The following is an 18,630-nucleotide window of genomic DNA, read 5'->3' as shown; positions in this document are numbered from 1 at the left end:
AACGCGATCCGGTCAACGGAACTGCTCTTTGCGATGGGTCAATGTGCGGAGTGTGCGATGCCAGCACTATCCGCGCCGGACAATCATCGTGAAGGGACGAAGATCATGACGAGCAAGTTGATGAAGGCGGCAGTGGTTCGGGAGTTCGGCAAGCCGCTCGCGATCGAATGCGTGCCGGTGCCTGTGCCGGGTCCAGGTGAAATCCTGGTGAAGGTCGTTGCCTGCGGAGTATGCCACACCGATCTGCATGCCGCCGACGGCGATTGGCCGGTCAAGCCGCTGCCGCCCTTCATTCCCGGTCACGAAGCGGCCGGGGTCGTTGCTGCTCTCGGTCCCGGCGTCACCCAATTCAAGGAAGGCGATGCCGTCGGCGTCGCCTGGCTGCACGATGCCTGCCTGCGCTGCGAATATTGCGAAGCCGGTTGGGAAACCCTCTGCGAACACCAGCACAATACCGGCTACAGCTGCAATGGCGGCTTTGCCGAATATGTCATTGCCTCGGCCGCTTTCGCCGCCCGCCTTCCCGCAGACGTCGACTTTGCCGAGATCGCGCCAATCCTCTGCGCCGGTGTCACGACCTATAAGGGGCTGAAGGAAACCGAAGCGCGGCCCGGCGAATGGGTGGCGATATCGGGCGTCGGCGGCCTCGGCCATGTTGCGATCCAATATGCCAAAGCGATGGGTCTTAAGGTGGTCGCTCTCGATGTCGCTGCCGCCAAGCTTGACCTTGCCCGCCAGGTCGGGGCCGATCTCGCGCTCAATGCCCGCGCCGAAGACACCGTCGAAAAGGTACTGAAGGCAACTGGCGGCGGTGCGCATGGCGTTCTCGTCACCGCCGTCTCGCCGCCCGCTTTCTCGCAGGCGCTCGGCATGGTGCGTCGCAAGGGCACCGTCAGCCTCGTCGGCCTGCCGCCGGGCAACTTCCCGACACCGATCTTCGACGTCGTCCTGAAACGCATCACCGTACGCGGCTCGATCGTCGGCACGCGCCGCGACCTCGACGAAGCGCTGGCTTTCGCCATCGATGGCAAGGTTCGCGCCGAAATCTCCAAGGCGCCGCTCGACAACATCAACGATATATTTGCCGATCTCAAAGCGGGAACGATCGAGGGCCGCACAGTGCTCGATATCGCAGGAGAGGCGAGCATCTTCGCAGCGCGGGACCAGTCCGCAGCATAGCTGGCGCGCTGCGCCTCTCCGCCGCGCCGGGAGGAGCGGCGGAGACACCTTCGCTTCGAAAACCAGAGCGCCTCGTCCCGGCCGATCCGGTACGTGGAGCAAGGCGCCCCCCGGCTGGGGCTGAGAGCGAAGCGCTGGGCCGAAAAGGAATTCAAAACGATCCGGCTGCGTTTCGAGTTCCTTCCATTGTTGACGTTGGTCAAAGCGTCCCGGCTTCATCGCCACTACCTTGTTCCCACTAGCCCAAAGTGTTGCTTGCCTGCTGCAAAGGCCGGCACCCAGCCATCGATTACGCCGGCAAAATGCCGGTCTGTTCAAGGTTCTCGCGCGTCACGTTTTGCCGAGAGGATGCGAAACATCAGGAGTCGAAAATGCTCGTTCAAGACATCATGACATCGCCGGCGATCACTACGACGACATCCTGTTCCGTCGCCGAAGCCGCCAAGCTGATGCTCGACAACAGGATCAGCGGTCTGCCGGTCGTCGATGCCAACGGAGCGCTGGTCGGCGTCGTCAGCGAAGGGGACTTCCTGCGCCGCAGCGAATTGAACACAGAACGTAAGCGGTCGTGGCTGCTCGAATGGCTGACGGGCTCCGGAAAGATCGCCGCCGAATATGTCCGAACCCATGGGCGGCGGATCGAGGAGGTGATGACCGCGGAGGTCAGCACGATCGCGCCGACCGCCTCCATTTCCGACGCCGTCAGATTGATGGAACACCAGGATATCAAGCGTCTGCCCGTGGTGGAGAACGGCAGGCTCGTCGGTATCATCTCGCGCTCCGATCTCTTGCGGGCCTTGTCTCGGGCGCTACCGGCGGCGGCGCTTTCGGCCGGGGACGCTCAGATCCAGGCAGCAATCGAAGCGGAACTTGCAAAACAGAGCTGGAGCCGTAACGGCTTCATCCATTGCCACGTCGCCGGTGGCGTCGCCGAACTGACCGGAACGATCTTCGACGAACGCGAGCGCCTGGCCGCAAGGGTCGCGGTCGAGAACGTTGCAGGCGTGACGTCGGTCAGGGACCTGCTCGTCTGGGTCGATCCCTATTACGGCATCGCACTGCCGCCGCCGGATGCCGAGATGAGACAGGCGTGAAAAGTCAGGGAGGCAAATCATGGAATGGCCAGCCGGCAGGAGGGCGCGCCCAACAAGGTGGAAGTCCGTTCCCGTCGCGCGGTGCCTCGCCGGCTATTCTGAAGCACAAATACGAGGCCATGACGCTGAAATGCCGAGAAGTCTGTTCGGATTCGTGTTCCTAATTGGGCGCCATCACCAGATCGCGATCGCGGCCCTTTCGATCGTTCTCTTCCTCGCCGGCACCGCGCCGCTGGAGGTCCAGAGGCGCATCATCAATGCGGCCACAAACGGCACCCCCTATCAGGCCATTCTGATTCTCGTTCTTGCCTATCTCGGCCTCGTCCTGCTGGAAGGCCTGACCAAGCTGATGCTCAACATCTATCGTGGCTGGATCGGCGAGGTCGCGGTCCGCTGGCTGCGTAAGTCGGCGCTTGCTACCTCGGAACGCTCGGCCGAGGGTCCTCTCGATGCGATCGCCGAAGGCGTGCAGCTGTCGATCATCATCGCCGAAGCCGAACCGGTCGGCGGTTTTGTCGGGACCAGCATCTCGGAACCGCTGTTGCAGGCCGGCATTCTTGTCGCCGTCGGCGGCTATTTGATCTTCCTGCAGCCCCTGATGGCCCTTGCCGTCGCCGTCGTCTTCCTTCCGCAGATCGGCTTCGTGCCGCTGATGCAGTCCGCCATCAACCGCCGCGTCGAAACCAAGATCACCGTCATGCGCCATGTCAGCCAGAGCATGGTCCAGCACGTTGTCACCAATGATGCGCTCGATGCCCAGGATGATCGGGTTGAGAGGCTCTTCTCGCTGAACATGAGCGTCTACAGGATTAAATTCACGATGAATTTCATGATGAACCTGATGACTCAGCTGGGTTATGCCGGCATCTTCGCCTTGGGCGGCTATTATGTCGTCACCGGTCGGACTGAAATCGGAACCGTCGTCGCCTTTATCTCCGGCCTCTCCAAAATCCGAGACCCGTGGGGAGAACTTGTCGACTGGTATCGCGACCTGAGGGTCACGCAGGTGAAGTATGCCATGATCCGTGATGCAAGTACTGCCGCAAGATTGCAGGAGATGGTCGAGGATACGGCAGCGGCTGACGCCCTTGAGGCGTGAAACGGGCAGCACTACGGCAGCATCTTTCCCGTCCGGCGCAAAGCGTCGTGCTGCTCGAAGTTGCGCTTTGACATGCCTTGAGCAGACCAGCCGGGGTGCCAAACGGAAGCAGAGTGTTGGTGGGCGTCCTTCGCCGAGCTGGTCCTGAGCGATATCGACACTTTAGCGTTCAGGATCGGAGTGAATTGGCCGCCAATCGACATGGATATGTCAAAACACATATGGATATGTGGCGAACGCTAAATCATTTGCGGCGCTGCAAGACAAACGGATCAACCGCGATCTTGCCTCCGCCGAAGACAACCAATGCCAGCGCCATTGCCGCCCAGGGCAAATGAAAATTCGCCCAGCCATCCGGGATGGTGAGCTGGATAATCGCCGTCATCAGCAGCAGACCGAGAGCAGCAAAGCGTGTGGCCAGGCCGAGGATCAGCAGAATTGGCAGGACCAATTCTCCAATTCCGGCGGCCGTCGCCATCGTCAGAGGAAACGGGTAGGCAACTGCGCTACCGAAGATATGAAGCTTGAACTCCTCCTCGAAAAGATATCGTGCGCCCGATGAAAGCGTCAGGAAGCCGTCCCATTTCGTCAGCCCCGACTTGAAGAAAGGAATAGCCAGCGCAAAACGCAATGCCAGCAGCGGCAACGACTTGGGAACGGAAGCGAGCAGCGCTTCAGCGCGTGTGACGAAGGAGGCAGCGGCAGCACCAAAGCCGTGCGAAGGGGCCACTTCGGTTTTCATGTGGAGTTTCCTTTATACTGTTGAAGGGCGCTGAACGCGCCGAGACCGACAAGACCGACCAGCGCCGTTCCGAAATCGAATCCGGGGGCAGCTGCAAATGCCGCCTTTGCCGCCTCGCCAAGAGTGGCGGCGTTGAACAAGGCGGCTGCAAAGATGGCGTCCCGCGGTGGCAGGACATGAACATTGACCGACATTTCCGGTCGTGCGACGAGGACCGCTTGCCCACGCCAATCGAAGACCGGCGAAACCATCTCCTCTTGATGTGCGCTCCAGATCGAACCAACCGGAAAAATCGACTGGATCAGGTGCGCCGATGGGTGCGGGACGAGCCGCAAGTCCGAAAGCATCTCCGGCGTCACGGCTTTGAATGCCGCAAGATCGAGAGGCGCGCTGTCGGCGGCGTGGTAAGCGTCTGTCCAGGCCGCCTCGAGCCGGGCGATATCGGGCAGGTAAGCAAGCGCTCTTGCAGGTTCAAAAGCTGCGATGAAATCCGGGAAATCGTCGCCATATTGCATGATCAGCGGTGAGCACGGCTTGTGATCCTGGGCATAGGCGCGCGCCATGGCCAGAAAGAATTCCGAACCAACGAGCCTCTCCGTCACCGCAAAGCGTTGCGCTAATGCCTTTGTGAGCCCGACGAACACATTATTGCGGTAGACGGCAAACCGCACCGTGTCGGGTTTGCCGCGTGCGTTGATGACGCCGTCGGGCACCGGCCGCTCGGCATGCAGCAAGGCATCGGCGAAGGCAGTTTGGCGGGTTGCGAAATCCATCGTTACGCCGCCCGGGTCCGGCGCCCGCCGCGGCGAAACGTTTCGGCGGCGAGCATCGCATCCGCGCGTTTCGCCTCTGAATACAGTGTGGCGAAATCCGGAACATTATTGTCCCATTCAATCAGCGTCGGGAGTGCGCCGGTGCGCGCGAGGGTATGTGCGTAGAGCGCCAATACATCGCTCTTCACTGCCGTCGCGTGCGCGTCGATCAGCAGCCGGTCGCCGGTGGAGTCGACGGTTTCGTCGTAGCCGGCAAGGTGAATCTCGCCGACGAGCTCGACCGGAAAACGATCTATATAGGTGGCGGCATCGAGCCGGTGGTTCACCGCCGAGACCATCACATTGTTGACGTCGAGCAGAAGGCCACAGCCCGTCCGCTGCGCGATCGCCCCGAGAAAATCCACTTCATCGATCGTACTGTCGGCGAACAGTATATAGGTGGAAGGGTTTTCCAGCAGCAATTGTCGCCCGAGCGCCTGTTGCGTTTCATCGACATGGTCGACGACGCGTGCCAGCGTTTCTTCCGTGTAGGGTAGCGGCAACAAATCGTTGAGAAATCCCGTTTCATGCGTCGACCAGGCCAGATGTTCGGAAAAGCTCTGCGGCCGATAGCGGTCGATCAAGCTGCGAAGTCGATTCAGATGCGCCTTGTCGAGCCCACGCGGCGAGCCGATCGACAAACCGACACCGTGCAGCGACAGCGGATAGTGTTCCGTGATGGCCTGGAGATAGCGATGCGGCGGCCCACCTGCGCCCATGTAGTTCTCGGCATGGACCTCAAAGAAGCCGACATCCGGCAGATCGGCCAGAATAGTCTCATAATGCTCGGGCTTTAGGCCGAGGCCGCCCCGTGCAGGCAGCAGGACAGGTCGGGTTGTCGAAGCAGTCATCGCATTCTCCCGGTTTGGCGAGAAAAGATGGAGGCCCGAGCATCGGGCCTCCCTTTAGGGTCAGCCTTTGGTCGGCTCGAGCTTACCCATGTGCCCCTTGACATTCATGCTGGTGCAGGTGCCGGCTGGGACTGCCTTCCAGGCGTTCCCCTGATAATCCATCGTCGACGTACCTGCGCAGGTCGTGCCGGCACCGGCGGCACAATCATTGTGACCCTTGAGCGCGATGCCATAGCATTTCTCCTTGCCCACCATTTTCTCCGCCGGCAGCGGTGCGGCGAAGGCAGCGGATGAAATCGCAGTGGCAAGCGAGCCTGCGAGGGCAAGGGTCAGAGTGGAACGGTTCATGGATGATCTCCTCTTGAAAGGTCCGCGTACCGATCATCGGCCGCGTAATCCCTCTTTCGAGCCGACGATCCCGCTTGTTACAGCCACGACGAACACGAATTGGTGATCGGCCTTTTCAAAGACGCCTGCTGCGGGCGATGACACAATGTTGGAGCCGGCACTGCAAACGGCCCCTCACGCATGTCTTTGGATGAGATGTCGAAGCTCGAACTCGTCCGTGCTGAAAATGGGGAAACTGAGCTTATGGGTATTCACCTGTGACGGCTTCAAGGACCAGCGGTCCTTCCGCCTCCAGCCTGACACGGCCCCTGCCGACGCGGGCGAGGCGGATGGGCGCCTGCTTTTCTTCGAGCCGACGGCGCAACAGCAAGAGCCGGGTCTCGAGATTGTCCTTGATCTCCGGCATGCGTGCGCCGGCCGTCATCGCCATCGGCAAATGCGGGAAAGCGCCCAATCGGCGCACACGGCTCATGACTGGCCTTGATCGTCTGTCCACCTGCTGCCGCAGCCCTGATCACTCCTTCGCCGCCCGCGATTCATCCGATTGGGACCTCGTCTATGGTCGCAGTTTGCCTGCCAGGAACGAGACGAAACGTCGGACCTTTACCGCGATATGGCGATTGGCAGGATAGACTGCTTGTAACTGTATCGTACTGATATCCCAATCGGGGAGAAGACGGACCAATCGGCCCTGCCTGAGGTCTTCCCCGACGATAAAGTCGGGCAGAAGGACGATGCCGAGTCCCAGCACGGCGGCGTCGCGAAGACCAAGACTATGATTAAGTTCCAGGCGAGGCACGATGGGAATGCGAAACTCCTCACCATCCCTGCTGAACGGCCAAATCCGCCCCCATCTTAGTTCGGCGAAGTGGAGGCAGGCGTGCTGAGCGAGGTCATGCGGCGTCATTGGCACCCCGTGTTCGGCAATATAGGCCGGTGAAGCGGAAATCACGATTGACGACGTCGCCAGTTGTCGGGTGATGAGATTGATATCGACCTCAAGGCGGCCTCGAATTGCAAGGTCGAAGCCATCCTCGACCAAGTTCACCGGCCGATGTGACAGGTCGAGTTCGACGGACACAGCCGGATTGAGCTTGAGGAACTCCGAAACTGCCGGCACGATCACGAGGTGCCCGAGGTCGGGGGGCGCCGACACCCGCAATCGCCCGACAGCCTCCTTCTGAAACGATATTGCGGCCCGTTCGGCCTCTCTTATCTGCGGCAGGATTCCCGAAAGCGCTTGCCTGTAGGCGGCCCCGGCCTCCGTCAGAGCGATCTTGCGCGTCGATCTTTGAAAGAGGCGGATACCGAGGCGATCCTCGAGTTGCCTGACTTGGGCGCCGACCGTCGCCCGCGCCATGCTCAGTTCCTCGGCCGCCTTCGTGAAGCTCAGATGCGTGGAAACCGTAAGAAATGCGGCAATCCCGTCTAGCGGATCAAGCGTTCTCATGAGTGCAATTATCCATACAATGATGTCGGTTTATCCCTCTTATCATGGGAGAGGGCGCAAAGTAATCGGTGGGGTGTACTCAAGCAAAGGAGACCCGACATGACGACATTCACCCAAGCTGCGGTCTCGCCGTCCGGGTGTGGGACGCTGGCAAGGGCATTCGGCAGGCATGTCATCCGCATAATGGCCGCCAACACAGGCGGTTCGCTCGGCCTGTTCGAAGCATGCGTGCTGCCTGGCGAAGGTCCGCCACTGCACGTGCATGAGCGCGAGGACGAGTTGTTCCGCGTTCTTTCCGGCCGCTTCGGCTTCTGGTGCGCCGGCGATTATGTCGAACTCACGGAAGGCGGCTCTATCGCCTTGCCGCGCGGTGTGCCGCACCGGTTCCGCAATGTGGGGCAGACGGAGGGCCGCCTCATGGTCGTCGTCACGCCGGGCGGGTTCGAAAGCTTCTTTCCGATCGTCGAACTCTGCAAGCCGGAAACGCCCGAGCAGATCGCCTCGATCGCCAGGGGCTTCGGCCTGACCTTCCCACCCGAGGACGATCGCAAGGTCGCCTGAACCAACGCAACCACGTCTCGATAATGAGCAACGGTCCACTTGAAAGGAGACCGAACGATGACACATGCACCTTCGAACGAAAACGCAATGCCCCTGACAGCCCCGCAGCTCGATGCCTATCTGGCCCGGATAGGCGTCGAGCGGCCATCCCGCCTAGATATCGACAGCTTGTCCGACTTGCATCGCGCCCATCTCCTGAGTTTCACATGGGAGGCGTTGGACGCTTTCATGGGATGGCCCTCCGCGGTCAGCCCGGCTGCGGCATTCGCCAAGATGGTCGAGAGGCGGCGCGGCGGCTGGTGTTATGAGATGAACGGCCTCTTCGGCGCCGCGCTTGCTGCACTGGGCTTCCGTGTGACGCGCCTTTGCGGCGCGGTGGACCGGGAGAAGCTTGGCGACATCGCCATCGGCAATCATCTGACGCTGCGTGTCGATCTCGACCGTCCCTATCTCGCCGAGGTCGGCATAGCGGACGCCATCATCGAGCCGGTGCCGCTTGTGGCCGGGCCGATCAGCCAACGCGGCTTCGATTTCTCCATCATGCCGGCCGACGGGAGCTGGCTGCGTTTCAATAATCATGTTCTCGGCATCGCGAAAAGCTTCGATTTCCGGCTCGACCACAGCGACGAAGCCGCGATGGCCGCAACACATGGCTGGCTGATGCAAGATCCCGGTTCTCCTTTCACCAATGCGCTCGCGGTGTTGCGGCATACGGCGGACGGCTACGTCGCCCTCCAGAACGACCGTCTGCGCCGCGTGACGGCGAACGGCCTCAGCGAGGAGCCCATTACGAGCGCCGCCCATCTCGGCGACACGTTCGAGACAGTCTTCGATCTCGACATTCCCCGGTCCGACCGCGTCTGGGAGCGCCTCCAGACGATCCGCCGCGACAAGGCTGCTTGAGCAGACAACCTCATCATTTCCCATCCGAGGAACCATCAATGCTTCGCACAACTGCACTCGCCCTTGCTCTTACCTTGAGCACGACCTTCGCTGCCCTTGCCACCGCAACCGATCCTGCGCCGGGTGGGGCCTACAAGACCGATCCCTCGCATTCGAGCTTCAATTGGTCATTCGACCATTCCGGCCTGTCCCACTACACCGCGCGCTTTACCGGGGTCGATGCGCGGCTCGACTGGAAGCCCGAAAAACCTGAAGCCTCCACGCTTTTGGTCACCATCGATCCGCTTTCGGTCCGCACCGATTATCCATGGCCTGACAAGGTCAACTTCGATGCGGAGATCGGCGGAGACGAGAGCTTCCTTGCAGCCAAGCGGATCACCTTCGTTTCCAGGGCAATCCATGTGACGGGCGAGAAGACCGGCACCGTCGAAGGCCTCCTGACCTTGCGCGGCGAGACGCACCCGGCAAAACTCGACGTCACCTTCAACGGCTCGATGGCGGAGCACCCGATGATGGGCGTCCCGAAGATCGGTTTCTCGGCGACCGGCAGCATCCGTCGCAGCGATTGGGGGCTGGATTTTGCAATCCCCGAACTCGGCGACATCGTCACCTTCGCGATAGAAACGCAGATGGTGCCGGCTGATTACTCATTCCAGTGAGAAGCAAGGCGAGCGGCAGGTCCAACCGGACCTGCGCCGCCTGCGGTGGATCGGAGCCGATTTCGCTGGAAATGGCGACGCGACCCCTTTATCTTGCACACGATGGCGTGTGCTGCGTGCGCCGCGGGCTTTCCCGAAATCGACGGAGACTGAAGATCAACCTTCCAAAACACAGGGAGCGCTGACCGGTGTCGCAGCCTATCTCTCCAGGTCTCATCCGATCCACCCTTCGCCAGTTCCTCGATAGCGAAGCGTCGGGCGGTCTCGTGTTGATGGCAGTCGCCTTGGCGGCAATCGTGACGGCGAACTCACCGCTTGCAGAGGGTTACTTCCACGCTCTTCACATCTATCTGGGGCCGCTCAGCCTGCTGCACTGGATCAATGACGCGCTGATGGCGCTGTTCTTTCTCCTCGTCGGGCTCGAGATCAAGCGCGAAATGCTGGACGGCCAACTCTCCAGCTGGAGCCGCCGCATTCTGCCGGGTGCGGCGGCACTGGGAGGCATGCTGTTCCCCGCCCTCTTCTATATCTTGTTCAACCGGGAAAACCCGGCCGCCCTGCGTGGCTGGGCGATACCGACGGCGACGGACATCGCGTTCGCGCTCGGCGTCATCTCGCTGTTCGGCCCGCGCGTGCCTGCCTCGTTGAAGATCTTCCTAGCGGCACTGGCGATCATCGACGACCTGGGGGCGGTCGTGGTGATTGCGCTGTTCTACACCAACGATCTCAATCTTCTGGCGCTTGCCGGGGCCGCGGCGGTGCTCGGGGCGCTTTACGGCATGAACCGTGCCCGTATTCTGAAGCTCTGGCCGTATCTGCTGCTCGGCGCCGTGCTCTGGGTGCTCGTCTTCGCATCCGGCATCCACGCAACACTGGCCGGCGTTCTTCTCGCTCTTGCGATTCCGCTGAAGGTGACGCCAGGAACACCCGAAGCAAGCCACGACCAGTCGCCGTTGCACCATCTCGAGCACGTCCTCTACAAACCCGTTGCCTTCATCGTCGTTCCGATCTTCGGCTTCGCCAATGCCGGTGTCTCCTTCTCCGGCGTCTCGGCAGCCACGCTGACGGAGCCATTGACGCTCGGCGTAGCGGCAGGCCTGTTGCTTGGAAAACTGGTCGGCGTTCTCGGCACCGTCTTCCTGCTCGTCAAACTCGGTCTCACCGACCTCCCGGCAAAGGCGAGCTGGGGGCAGATGACCGGTGTGGCCGCCCTCTGCGGCATAGGCTTCACCATGAGCCTTTTCATCGGGCTGCTTGCATTCAACGATCCCGACGTCCAGGACCATGTGAAGATGGGTATCCTGCTGGGGTCTCTGCTGTCCGGTCTGGTCGGCGCGGCGATGCTCGCAACATTCAATCGCCGATCCTGAGAGAGCGGGGCTGCAGGTCTCCATGAAGAACCCGGCCGATGGCGTCCTTTGTTTCGGCCGGAAGAGACGTCCCGTTTTGGAATCAAACATCTACAAGAAAAGCCTGCTCGAATTGTGCGCAAATTTTGGATAAGGTCGGCCCGTCGCTGGCCTAGCCGTGACTTTTGTCTATTCGCTATTTTATTATCCCGAGCCAGCATCGATTACACTTCGGTTTTAAATGTCGGTACCTTTACGTTCAACCTCACTGCAGAATAGATGCCGCAGCTACAGTGTTGAAGATCTCATGGCGCACGCCTCCTTTGCTGCAGCTCTGCGCGAATCCGCATCCGAGTTACTGGCAATTCATCGCAGAGCTCCCAGAATAGTGCGTTATGTGGCCGATCTGCAGAAGTGGCTGCTCAGCCAGGCGGCATTGGCGTTGCATTTTGAGCGGAAACTCAACCCGTCCTGCCCCCCTTTGACCGCTTCCAACCTCGCAAAGTTTCTCGTTGAGAACCACATCGCCAGCCACAACACCGTCGTCTCGCATATGAAGGAGATGGCGTATTACAAATTATTCGAGCCGGTGGAGACGACGGATCGGCGCGCCAAACCGTTACAAGCGAGCGCCTATGCTGAAGCCTTGATCCGGCAATGGTTCGAGGGGCACCTTCGTTCGCTCGACGGCATGGATGCGGGAGATCGCTGTCGGTGGTCGGAAGCGGATGAGACAATTCTGTATCGCGCTCAGCCGCGTATTGCACGTCGACTGTTTAACCATCCGGATTGGTACAGCCCGCCCGAAAGCATTGCGCTGTTCGTGAGGTCCGAATCCGGAAGCAACATATTGCACGACCTCATGTCGCGTGTGCCACTGGCACCGGTCGTAGGTGAACGAACCTGGGTGGGCGATGTCTCCGCTCAATTGACCGCAGCCGAATATGTCATTTCCCGCAGTCATGCCAGCAGATTGCTGGCGGCCGCGCGAACTCAAGGATTGCTGGGATGGCAGGCTACCCAAATGAGCGGAGATTGCTGGATTTCCGCGCGATTCGTCCTCGACTACAGACGCTGGCAGGCCACGAAATTCTCGGTTATCTCCGAGGTTTTGGCGAGTATCGAGTAGATGCGTGCCTGTGATCGCGCCGGCGAATGTTTTTGAAGAACGGCACAGATAGTCTCGGCCGCCCTGCCCGGACCTACACGCTTCATGTGATATGCTAGGGTGCCCGCGTGGCTGAGGTTAAGCCGCGATCAGGTTCCGAACGCCGCGGACGGCGACGGCCGCAGCGGCGTGTCGTCGATGTCCATGAAATCGCCTCGTTAAGGTGGATAAGTTTTGTAGAAGATTGCAAATCTCCGCAGCCGGAGTCATTCATGCGGGCGCCGATCGAGCGGCAAGCCCTGCTCAAGCAGCTGCGAATATTCTGCCCAGAACCACGATGCCTGCCGAAGGAGAAAAGCGAATGCGTGTCTTGGTTCTGACTGTTGTTCGTCTCGGACCTGCTTTGGTCTATGCCATCGGCGCAATATTTGCCGCCAGCATGCTACTGCTGGCGATGTATCCATCACGCCCGTTTGCTTGGGCGCTTTACCTGACTTTGCTGCCGGTGTTGCGCCTACCCCTTATGTTACTTAGCGTGGCGGGGATGGGAGCGTGGGAGCTTCTCGCGGCGTTTGCATCGATGGCGATTTTCGGCGTCTATCTTTCTTTTCATCCGAAACGGTTTCTTAGGGCACGCTTCGTTCATGCTCATATTGCGCTGATCGGTTTGGTGCTTGCCAATGCGGCTGCAAGCACAGCTGAAGCAGGTCGCATCGGGACGTCACTCCCCGGTTATGTCGACTGGTCACTGCCGTTGCCTACCGCGCTCCTCGGAACCGCGTTGATCATCCTGGCCGCCCTCGCGTGCCTTTCTACTCATGCCGAAATCATCCGAGGCATCCGGATCCGGGCCTGCATTGATCGGCTGCTGGAGCATCGCGTGTCCTTGCATTGACGGACGCCGGTGTAAGTCACATCCCCAATAGTTGGTATTTACCGATTTAATCAGTTGCGATTGCCATTTCTCGCAACCGTGCGAAGATGCGTTCAAACAACGCGGGGGTACCAATGAGCAATCGACACTTGATTATTGCAGACATTATCGGCCGTATTGGAATCTGCTCCTATTCAATACTAGGTGTGTGGACGAAGATCACACGGATGATGACGACCGGCGACTATCCGTCCAGGGGCGTCGTATTCCTAATAGCTGAGATCGCTGCGATCTTATTTATCGGCATGATGTGTGTCGTGACCCTAACGAGAATGCCCCAAGTGCGGTCTGCGCGCGGCGTTGAACCATACCTGACGGCAATGGCAGGCACCTTCCTCTTCCTGCTGATCGCCTTCCTGCCGCCGCCAATGGTATTGCCAGATACTGTGCGTCTTGCCGCAACGGTTTTGATGATCACTGGCTGCCTTTCATCGGCATATATGCTTGCGATCCTCGGCCGCAGTTTCAGCATAGCACCGGGTGCAAGAGCTCTGGTCACAACGGGGCCATATTCTATCGTCCGCCACCCGCTCTATCTGACCGAGGAGATATTCGTTATCGGGATGATCCTGTTCAGCTTTTCTCCGTGGACGGTATTTCTCGGAATCGTGCATTGGTGCCTGCAACTTCGCCGGATGATTAACGAAGAGACGGTTCTCCGGGCGGCATTTCCAGACTACCGATCATATGCCGAGCGCGTCCCCAGGGTGGTTCCGTTTCTGCCCATGCGCGGCAAACGCGCCACGACCACTGCGTGACGGCTTGTGAATGCTCTTTTCTCGCCCAGGCTTGGTGATCGAGGGGTTGACGGACAATCATGGTCTGGTCGCTACAGGTACTGCGTTTCATCGCCGCATTGATGGTCGTCTACCTGCATGCGGCGCTGACGGCCTACCAAGCCACCGGATCAAGCGGGATTTTCCCGCCGATGATCCAGGTTGCGGGCACCGCCGGCGTCGATATTTTCTTCGTCATTTCCGGGGTCATCATCACCCGGACAGCGCGCGGCCTGACATGGCAGCAATTCGCGTGGAAACGAATTCGTCGCATTCTCCCGATGTACTATCTCGCATCTATCCCGGCAGCATTCATCGCCGCAAAATCCGGCTTCGGCTGGCGGGAGACAATCGCGACGCTAACCCTGTGGCCGGCGTTGGATCAGATGGCAGCGCCCGTCCTGCCTGCCGCATGGACGCTCTGTTTCGAAATGCTCTTCTATGGGGCGGCGACGCTTGTCCTCCTCGACCGGCGTTACTTGCCGGCGATCCTCGGGATCTTCGCGGTGTCGCTGACGTTCCGATCGACAGCGCCGGTGTTCCAATTCCTCGGCAACCCCATCATCCTCGAATTCATGATAGGTGTCGCCTTGGTGTACGCGCCGGCAGTCAAAGGCGCGAGATGGGGCATACCGGTTGGCGCAATCGCAATTCTCGCCGCCGGCTCGCTCGGCATGGCACCCCACGGCGATACGCTGGACTTCCTGATCGGTCAGGATGCTATGCAGCGCGTGGCAGTTTATGGCATTCCTGCCGGATTGATCGTTTTCGGCACGATGCAGATCAATGTCGGAAAGAGCGTCTGGGCTTACCTCGGAGAGGCCTCCTACACGCTCTATCTCTTTCACACCGTCCCGATTTCGGCACTGCTGACGCTGTGGATTTCTATCCCTTGCCGCCCGATATCATCATCGCGATCGGTGTCGCGGTCTCCCTGCTGTTCTGCTGGCGCATTCACGAGAAGGTCGAAAAGCCGCTCCTGAGACTATTCAACCGATTGCCCCGCGGCGTAGTTACGGGGCGATCGCTGTCAGATAGGTGTTAAGCGCATTGTACAAGTCGGTGCTTCAGTATCGCTCAGCTGCGGATACCGCCGAGGGCGACCTCGAGGCGATCTTCACCCGCATCGGACGCGGCGATCCGGTCCAGCTGAACATGCAGAGCGGCACCCTCTTCGTCATCACTGGGAAGCAGCGCCGATGAGCCTCGATCTCTTCAAAACCGAGATGCGGATGAGCGCTGCCATCTCCGACTGCACCTTCTACCGTGACGAGCTGCGCCGCGTTTGGGATGCGGGCAAGCCCATCCTCGTCGTTTGCATGCTCAACCCCTCCGACGCCGATCACCGACGCAATGACCCGACGGTGCTCGTGCTCATCTGGTTTGCCAAGCTCTGGGGCTATGGCGGCATTCTGATCGTCAACCTTCACGCCTGGCGCTCGCCATCCCCGAAGGAAATGATGAAGGCTAAGGACTCGATCGGTCCGCGCTGCGACAACTTCATCGATCACGCCCTTATCATTGCCCGTCACCAGAACACGCCGGTGCTGGCAGCATGGGGCAATGGTGGCGATTACCTCAGCCGTGACACGTGGTTCAAGCACCGCGCCCGCCAGCAGCTCGTCGACATCATCTGCCTTGGCCTGACAAAAGACGGCTTCCCCAAACACCCGATGGCGCGCGGCCAACACCGCATTCCGCGCGACCAGCAGCCGGTCATATTCCAGAGAGCGATGGAGGTCGCGTGATGAGCAGCGGACATCCGATAACCTCGACAAACGGCCGCGGGCGGACGTTTGTGGTTTGTGGAAACATGTTCGTGGAGCGATTGCCGGAAGCCCCGCTCGCATTTCACAATTGAGGGGTCGTCATGGCCAGTAAGCAGCGTCCTGATCGGCGCATCCCTCGGGGCGCAATTCATTCCCTAATTCACGCCAATAGATTGGAGCGGTCTTGTCGCAGTAGGTGTTGGCGTCCAGCCCGAAGGGTCTGCGGCCCGCGCGGCAATGCAATCTCCAGAGCCTAAAGCCGCCAATCAGAGGCGGCTTGCGAAAGGTGCGATCGAGCTGGTTTCGAAGGGCGATGACGAGAGCTAAATTCGGCATGCAGCGTGAACAAATGTGTCCGGAGATTTTCGTTCATGCATAATATCAGGACACTGAGGCTGGAAAATCAAACAGTATCAATGCTGATTATCGTGATGGTGCCCAGGGGCGGAATCGAACCACCGACACGCGGATTTTCAATCCGCTGCTCTACCAACTGAGCTACCTGGGCCAACCCGCTTCGCTACGGTGTTCTTGATGAAAAGAACCGCGGGGCCTTGGTTCGCCCCGGAAGCGAGCGGGGTTATAGCATCTTGTTCGGCCATGGCAAGCGTCAAATGACTCTTTTTTGACGGTCTTGCCGGTTTTGCGGATTCATGTGGAAAAATAAGAACTTCGGAGAGGAAATCTCCTAGTTTTCCTCGTCAGGATAATCGGCTTTCGTTTCGTCGTCGGCCACCGGAATGGCATAAGAGCCGGTCAGCCAGCGGGAGAGATCGAGCTCGCGGCAGCGGTTGGAGCAGAAGGGGTAATGTTCGCGGTTCGATGGTTTGCCGCATTCCGGGCAAGGGCGCGTCTTGCGCAGCGGTTCGACCTTGGCGGCGGCTTTCTTGTCTTCGGGCATGATCGGTCCGTCCTATAGCATGGCGCGCAAAAGTGTCAGCGGCTTTGCGACTGCAACATGAATAAAAACAAAGCCTTAAAGGGCGACACGGAGATCTGAGAGATCGTGACGCGCTTTAAGCGTCGGCCGTCGGTCAGCCCTCCGGCCACCGGCTATGCACATCGAAGCCCTCGCCGGTCAGAAGCAGAATGGTTTCATAAAGCGGCAGGCCGACGACATTGGTGTAGGAGCCCACCATCTTCTGCACGAAGGTGCCGGCGAGACCCTGGATGCCGTAGGCGCCCGCCTTGCCGCGCCACTGGCCGGAGGCCAGGTAGTTCTCGATCTCGAAGCCGGACAGCCGCTTGAAGCGCACCTTGGTCTCGACGATCTTCTGGCGGATCTTGCGTTCGGGCGTCACCAGGCAAACGCCGGTATAGACGAGATGGTTGCGTCCCGAGAGGAGGTGCAGCGAACTCAGCGCCTCGTCGGCGAATTCAGCCTTGCCGAGAATGCGCCGACCCACGGCGACCACCGTATCGGCGGAGAGGATATAGCTGCCCTTCCAGGTGATATCACCCTTGATGGCGGCAAGTGCGGCCTCGGCCTTCTCGGCCGACAGCCTTCGGGCGAGCGAACGCGGGTGCTCCGACTTCTTCGGCGTCTCGTCGATATCCATCGGCATCAGGCGCGAAGGCTCGATGCCGGCCTGGTTGAGCAGGTCGACGCGACGGGGCGAGCCCGAGGCCAGAATGAGCTTGTATTTCAGCGCCATGAAACCTCGACCATCGGCGGACGGGAGCGGGCAGACTTACTTGAAACGATAGGTGATGCGGCCCTTGGTCAGATCGTAGGGCGTCATTTCCACAAGCACCTTGTCGCCCGCCAGAACGCGGATGCGGTTCTTGCGCATGCGGCCAGCGGTATGGGCGATGATCTCGTGTTCGTTTTCAAGCTTCACGCGAAACGTCGCATTCGGCAGAAGTTCGGTGACGATTCCCGGGAATTCGAGGACTTCTTCTTTCGGCATATAGTGGTTTTCTTCCTGTGTGTTGCAGAGGCAGCGCAGAGCGCGCCTTTAAAATTTGGGCGGAAACTACACAATCAACGCAGGTTTGTGAACCTTGTTGATCAGGCTTTCCTTTATTTGTTTTCATGCCGATTGCGCGGCAATGCCATTTCGTCTGAGCAGCCGGCTTTCGATGAGACCGGCCAGGTGGTCGCGGACCTCGCGATAGCTGTCCAATATCTGTTCGCGCGTCCCGCTGACGACCGTCGGATCCATGGTCGGCCAATAGACGACGTCGACCGCGTTCGACCGCGTCAGTTCCAGCGCAGCATGATGGGCCTGCGGCGAAAGCGTGATGATCAGATCGAAATAATCGTCCTCGAGTTCATCAAGCGTCTGCGGCTGGCGGCGCCCAAGGGAAAGCCCGATTTCCTCAAGCACGACATCGACGAAGGGATCGCGCTCGCCGGCGCGAACGCCGGCCGACCTTATATAGGTATTGGACGGCAGAATGCTACGGGCGATCGCTTCGGCCATCGGCGAGCGGATGGCGTTCAGACCGCACATGAAGAGGATCGCGCCCGGCCTCTTCGCGTCTTCGACATCGCCGGCAAGCTCCATCGCCGTCATCCACGCCAGTAGAGCACGCAGACCAGCGTGAAAAGCCGCCGGGCGGTGTCGAAATCGACCTCGATCTTGCCGGCCAGCCTGTCTTTCAGCGTCTGCGAGCCTTCATTGTGGATGCCCCGCCGGCCCATGTCGATCGCCTCGATACGGCTTGGCGTCGCCGATCGGATCGCTTCGTAATAGCTTTCGCAGATCATGAAGTAATCCTTGACGATCCGCCGGAAGGGGGTAAGCGACAGAATGTGAGTGGCGACATCGCCGCCTTCTTCCGTCTTGATGGCAAAGACCAGCTTCGAATCGACCAGCGAGATGTTCAGCCGATAAGGGCCGCCGGAATGGCCGAGCGGCTCGAAGCTGTTCTCCTCGATCAGATCGAAGATGGCGACGGCGCGCTCATGCTCGACATCGGGCGTCGAACGGCCGATCGTATCGTCCAGGACGACGTCGCAAAGCCGGAATTCGCCCGCCGCCATCCCCTCA

The 18,630-nt window shown here is 59.9% G+C and carries 24 protein-coding genes and 1 tRNA gene; 13 read left to right on the top strand and 12 right to left on the bottom strand.

Annotation, left to right across the window (positions count from 1 at the left end):
- Window positions 1-105 precede the first annotated feature (105 nt).
- From adhP to ACQ7C1_RS00470, 3 genes are all read left to right on the top strand, one after another.
- Complete coding sequence (gene adhP, locus ACQ7C1_RS00480; RefSeq protein ID WP_430957241.1) at window positions 106-1,179, top strand: alcohol dehydrogenase AdhP; 1,074 nt, start codon at window positions 106-108, stop codon at window positions 1,177-1,179.
- Between the two features lie 371 nt (window positions 1,180-1,550).
- A complete protein-coding gene (locus ACQ7C1_RS00475; protein WP_430956925.1) occupies window positions 1,551-2,273 on the top strand; it encodes a CBS domain-containing protein in 723 nt (240 codons plus the stop codon).
- A 130-nt stretch (window positions 2,274-2,403) separates the two neighbouring features.
- Window positions 2,404-3,372, top strand: a complete 969-nt coding sequence (locus tag ACQ7C1_RS00470; RefSeq protein WP_430956924.1) for an ABC transporter transmembrane domain-containing protein — start codon at window positions 2,404-2,406, stop codon at window positions 3,370-3,372.
- 244 nt (window positions 3,373-3,616) lie between these two features.
- On the opposite strand, the gene ACQ7C1_RS00465 is transcribed toward ACQ7C1_RS00470, so the two are convergent.
- From ACQ7C1_RS00465 to ACQ7C1_RS00440, 6 genes are all read right to left on the bottom strand, one after another.
- Window positions 3,617-4,114 (bottom strand): DoxX family protein, encoded by a 498-nt coding sequence (locus tag ACQ7C1_RS00465; RefSeq protein ID WP_430956923.1) that lies wholly within the window; start codon window positions 4,112-4,114, stop codon window positions 3,617-3,619.
- Window positions 4,111-4,887 (bottom strand): DNA-binding domain-containing protein, encoded by a 777-nt coding sequence (locus ACQ7C1_RS00460; protein WP_430956922.1) that lies wholly within the window; start codon window positions 4,885-4,887, stop codon window positions 4,111-4,113. Before ACQ7C1_RS00460 ends, ACQ7C1_RS00465 begins: the two co-directional genes overlap by 4 nt.
- A gap of 2 nt (window positions 4,888-4,889) precedes the next feature.
- The gene (gene bufB / locus ACQ7C1_RS00455; protein ID WP_430956921.1) at window positions 4,890-5,777 is read right to left on the bottom strand and encodes an MNIO family bufferin maturase; all 888 of its coding nucleotides are present in this window, start codon (window positions 5,775-5,777) and stop codon (window positions 4,890-4,892) included.
- 60 nt (window positions 5,778-5,837) lie between these two features.
- Window positions 5,838-6,125, bottom strand: a complete 288-nt coding sequence (locus ACQ7C1_RS00450; RefSeq protein ID WP_085776890.1) for a BufA1 family periplasmic bufferin-type metallophore — start codon at window positions 6,123-6,125, stop codon at window positions 5,838-5,840.
- A 241-nt stretch (window positions 6,126-6,366) separates the two neighbouring features.
- On the bottom strand, window positions 6,367-6,597 hold the full coding sequence (locus ACQ7C1_RS00445) for a hypothetical protein (protein ID WP_430956920.1): 231 nt from the start codon (window positions 6,595-6,597) through the stop codon (window positions 6,367-6,369).
- Window positions 6,598-6,681: 84 nt separating this feature from the next.
- Window positions 6,682-7,575, bottom strand: coding sequence for a LysR family transcriptional regulator (locus ACQ7C1_RS00440; protein WP_430956919.1), 894 nt, complete (start codon window positions 7,573-7,575; stop codon window positions 6,682-6,684).
- Window positions 7,576-7,674: 99 nt separating this feature from the next.
- Between ACQ7C1_RS00440 and ACQ7C1_RS00435 the strand changes: the two genes are divergently transcribed.
- From ACQ7C1_RS00435 to ACQ7C1_RS00390, 10 genes are all read left to right on the top strand, one after another.
- Window positions 7,675-8,136, top strand: coding sequence for a cupin domain-containing protein (locus ACQ7C1_RS00435; protein WP_430956918.1), 462 nt, complete (start codon window positions 7,675-7,677; stop codon window positions 8,134-8,136).
- A 57-nt stretch (window positions 8,137-8,193) separates the two neighbouring features.
- Window positions 8,194-9,039 (top strand): arylamine N-acetyltransferase family protein, encoded by an 846-nt coding sequence (locus tag ACQ7C1_RS00430; protein ID WP_430956917.1) that lies wholly within the window; start codon window positions 8,194-8,196, stop codon window positions 9,037-9,039.
- A 38-nt stretch (window positions 9,040-9,077) separates the two neighbouring features.
- On the top strand, window positions 9,078-9,698 hold the full coding sequence (locus ACQ7C1_RS00425; RefSeq protein WP_430956916.1) for a YceI family protein: 621 nt from the start codon (window positions 9,078-9,080) through the stop codon (window positions 9,696-9,698).
- A 188-nt stretch (window positions 9,699-9,886) separates the two neighbouring features.
- Window positions 9,887-11,068, top strand: a complete 1,182-nt coding sequence (gene nhaA / locus ACQ7C1_RS00420) for a Na+/H+ antiporter NhaA (RefSeq protein WP_430956915.1) — start codon at window positions 9,887-9,889, stop codon at window positions 11,066-11,068.
- Between the two features lie 286 nt (window positions 11,069-11,354).
- Complete coding sequence (locus ACQ7C1_RS00415) at window positions 11,355-12,176, top strand: hypothetical protein (RefSeq protein WP_430956914.1); 822 nt, start codon at window positions 11,355-11,357, stop codon at window positions 12,174-12,176.
- A gap of 340 nt (window positions 12,177-12,516) precedes the next feature.
- The gene (locus ACQ7C1_RS00410) at window positions 12,517-13,050 is read left to right on the top strand and encodes a hypothetical protein (protein WP_430956913.1); all 534 of its coding nucleotides are present in this window, start codon (window positions 12,517-12,519) and stop codon (window positions 13,048-13,050) included.
- Between the two features lie 113 nt (window positions 13,051-13,163).
- Window positions 13,164-13,847 carry a methyltransferase family protein gene (locus ACQ7C1_RS00405; protein ID WP_176536332.1) on the top strand — a complete coding sequence of 228 codons (684 nt, stop codon included), beginning with the start codon at window positions 13,164-13,166 and terminating at the stop codon, window positions 13,845-13,847.
- A gap of 59 nt (window positions 13,848-13,906) precedes the next feature.
- The gene (locus ACQ7C1_RS00400; protein ID WP_430956912.1) at window positions 13,907-14,848 is read left to right on the top strand and encodes an acyltransferase family protein; all 942 of its coding nucleotides are present in this window, start codon (window positions 13,907-13,909) and stop codon (window positions 14,846-14,848) included.
- 67 nt (window positions 14,849-14,915) lie between these two features.
- The gene (locus ACQ7C1_RS00395) at window positions 14,916-15,068 is read left to right on the top strand and encodes a hypothetical protein (RefSeq protein ID WP_430956911.1); all 153 of its coding nucleotides are present in this window, start codon (window positions 14,916-14,918) and stop codon (window positions 15,066-15,068) included.
- Entirely contained in the window at window positions 15,065-15,613 is a 549-nt protein-coding gene (locus tag ACQ7C1_RS00390) for a DUF1643 domain-containing protein (protein ID WP_430956910.1), read from the top strand. Before ACQ7C1_RS00395 ends, ACQ7C1_RS00390 begins: the two co-directional genes overlap by 4 nt.
- A 453-nt stretch (window positions 15,614-16,066) precedes the next feature.
- On the opposite strand, the gene ACQ7C1_RS00385 is transcribed toward ACQ7C1_RS00390, so the two are convergent.
- From ACQ7C1_RS00385 to ACQ7C1_RS00360, 6 genes are all read right to left on the bottom strand, one after another.
- Window positions 16,067-16,142 (bottom strand) — tRNA-Phe (locus tag ACQ7C1_RS00385).
- Window positions 16,143-16,322: 180 nt separating this feature from the next.
- Complete coding sequence (yacG, locus tag ACQ7C1_RS00380; RefSeq protein WP_085776878.1) at window positions 16,323-16,535, bottom strand: DNA gyrase inhibitor YacG; 213 nt, start codon at window positions 16,533-16,535, stop codon at window positions 16,323-16,325.
- A gap of 133 nt (window positions 16,536-16,668) precedes the next feature.
- A complete protein-coding gene (locus ACQ7C1_RS00375) occupies window positions 16,669-17,289 on the bottom strand; it encodes a Maf-like protein (RefSeq protein WP_085776877.1) in 621 nt (206 codons plus the stop codon).
- A 36-nt stretch (window positions 17,290-17,325) separates the two neighbouring features.
- Window positions 17,326-17,544: a translation initiation factor IF-1 gene (gene infA, locus ACQ7C1_RS00370; RefSeq protein ID WP_003545338.1), complete on the bottom strand. Its 219-nt coding sequence runs from the start codon at window positions 17,542-17,544 to the stop codon at window positions 17,326-17,328.
- A gap of 123 nt (window positions 17,545-17,667) precedes the next feature.
- Complete coding sequence (locus ACQ7C1_RS00365) at window positions 17,668-18,153, bottom strand: low molecular weight phosphatase family protein (RefSeq protein ID WP_097600272.1); 486 nt, start codon at window positions 18,151-18,153, stop codon at window positions 17,668-17,670.
- On the bottom strand, window positions 18,150-18,623 hold the full coding sequence (locus tag ACQ7C1_RS00360) for a UPF0262 family protein (RefSeq protein ID WP_085776876.1): 474 nt from the start codon (window positions 18,621-18,623) through the stop codon (window positions 18,150-18,152). Before ACQ7C1_RS00360 ends, ACQ7C1_RS00365 begins: the two co-directional genes overlap by 4 nt.
- Window positions 18,624-18,630 lie beyond the last annotated feature (7 nt).

This window comes from Rhizobium sp. Nf11,1, assembly GCF_050587665.1.
GTDB lineage: Bacteria > Pseudomonadota > Alphaproteobacteria > Rhizobiales > Rhizobiaceae > Rhizobium.
The sequence above is the reverse complement of the archived record's forward strand: the minus strand, read 5'-3'. Positions and strand labels throughout refer to the sequence as shown.

Bases quoted from the DNA above. Each gene is read 5' to 3' on its own strand.
- adhP (WP_430957241.1), top strand. From the start codon at position 106: ATGACGAGCAAGTTGATGAAGGCGGCAGTGGTTCGGGAGTTCGGCAAG.
- ACQ7C1_RS00475 (WP_430956925.1), top strand. From the start codon at position 1,551: ATGCTCGTTCAAGACATCATGACATCGCCGGCGATCACTACGACGACA.
- ACQ7C1_RS00470 (WP_430956924.1), top strand. From the start codon at position 2,404: ATGCCGAGAAGTCTGTTCGGATTCGTGTTCCTAATTGGGCGCCATCAC.
- ACQ7C1_RS00465 (WP_430956923.1), bottom strand. From the start codon at position 4,114: ATGAAAACCGAAGTGGCCCCTTCGCACGGCTTTGGTGCTGCCGCTGCC.
- ACQ7C1_RS00460 (WP_430956922.1), bottom strand. From the start codon at position 4,887: ATGGATTTCGCAACCCGCCAAACTGCCTTCGCCGATGCCTTGCTGCAT.
- bufB (WP_430956921.1), bottom strand. From the start codon at position 5,777: ATGACTGCTTCGACAACCCGACCTGTCCTGCTGCCTGCACGGGGCGGC.
- ACQ7C1_RS00450 (WP_085776890.1), bottom strand. From the start codon at position 6,125: ATGAACCGTTCCACTCTGACCCTTGCCCTCGCAGGCTCGCTTGCCACT.
- ACQ7C1_RS00445 (WP_430956920.1), bottom strand. From the start codon at position 6,597: ATGAGCCGTGTGCGCCGATTGGGCGCTTTCCCGCATTTGCCGATGGCG.
- ACQ7C1_RS00440 (WP_430956919.1), bottom strand. From the start codon at position 7,575: ATGAGAACGCTTGATCCGCTAGACGGGATTGCCGCATTTCTTACGGTT.
- ACQ7C1_RS00435 (WP_430956918.1), top strand. From the start codon at position 7,675: ATGACGACATTCACCCAAGCTGCGGTCTCGCCGTCCGGGTGTGGGACG.
- ACQ7C1_RS00430 (WP_430956917.1), top strand. From the start codon at position 8,194: ATGACACATGCACCTTCGAACGAAAACGCAATGCCCCTGACAGCCCCG.
- ACQ7C1_RS00425 (WP_430956916.1), top strand. From the start codon at position 9,078: ATGCTTCGCACAACTGCACTCGCCCTTGCTCTTACCTTGAGCACGACC.
- ACQ7C1_RS00415 (WP_430956914.1), top strand. From the start codon at position 11,355: ATGGCGCACGCCTCCTTTGCTGCAGCTCTGCGCGAATCCGCATCCGAG.
- ACQ7C1_RS00410 (WP_430956913.1), top strand. From the start codon at position 12,517: ATGCGTGTCTTGGTTCTGACTGTTGTTCGTCTCGGACCTGCTTTGGTC.
- ACQ7C1_RS00405 (WP_176536332.1), top strand. From the start codon at position 13,164: ATGAGCAATCGACACTTGATTATTGCAGACATTATCGGCCGTATTGGA.
- ACQ7C1_RS00400 (WP_430956912.1), top strand. From the start codon at position 13,907: ATGGTCTGGTCGCTACAGGTACTGCGTTTCATCGCCGCATTGATGGTC.
- ACQ7C1_RS00390 (WP_430956910.1), top strand. From the start codon at position 15,065: ATGAGCCTCGATCTCTTCAAAACCGAGATGCGGATGAGCGCTGCCATC.
- yacG (WP_085776878.1), bottom strand. From the start codon at position 16,535: ATGCCCGAAGACAAGAAAGCCGCCGCCAAGGTCGAACCGCTGCGCAAG.
- ACQ7C1_RS00375 (WP_085776877.1), bottom strand. From the start codon at position 17,289: ATGGCGCTGAAATACAAGCTCATTCTGGCCTCGGGCTCGCCCCGTCGC.
- infA (WP_003545338.1), bottom strand. From the start codon at position 17,544: ATGCCGAAAGAAGAAGTCCTCGAATTCCCGGGAATCGTCACCGAACTT.
- ACQ7C1_RS00365 (WP_097600272.1), bottom strand. From the start codon at position 18,153: ATGACGGCGATGGAGCTTGCCGGCGATGTCGAAGACGCGAAGAGGCCG.
- ACQ7C1_RS00360 (WP_085776876.1), bottom strand. From the start codon at position 18,623: ATGGCGGCGGGCGAATTCCGGCTTTGCGACGTCGTCCTGGACGATACG.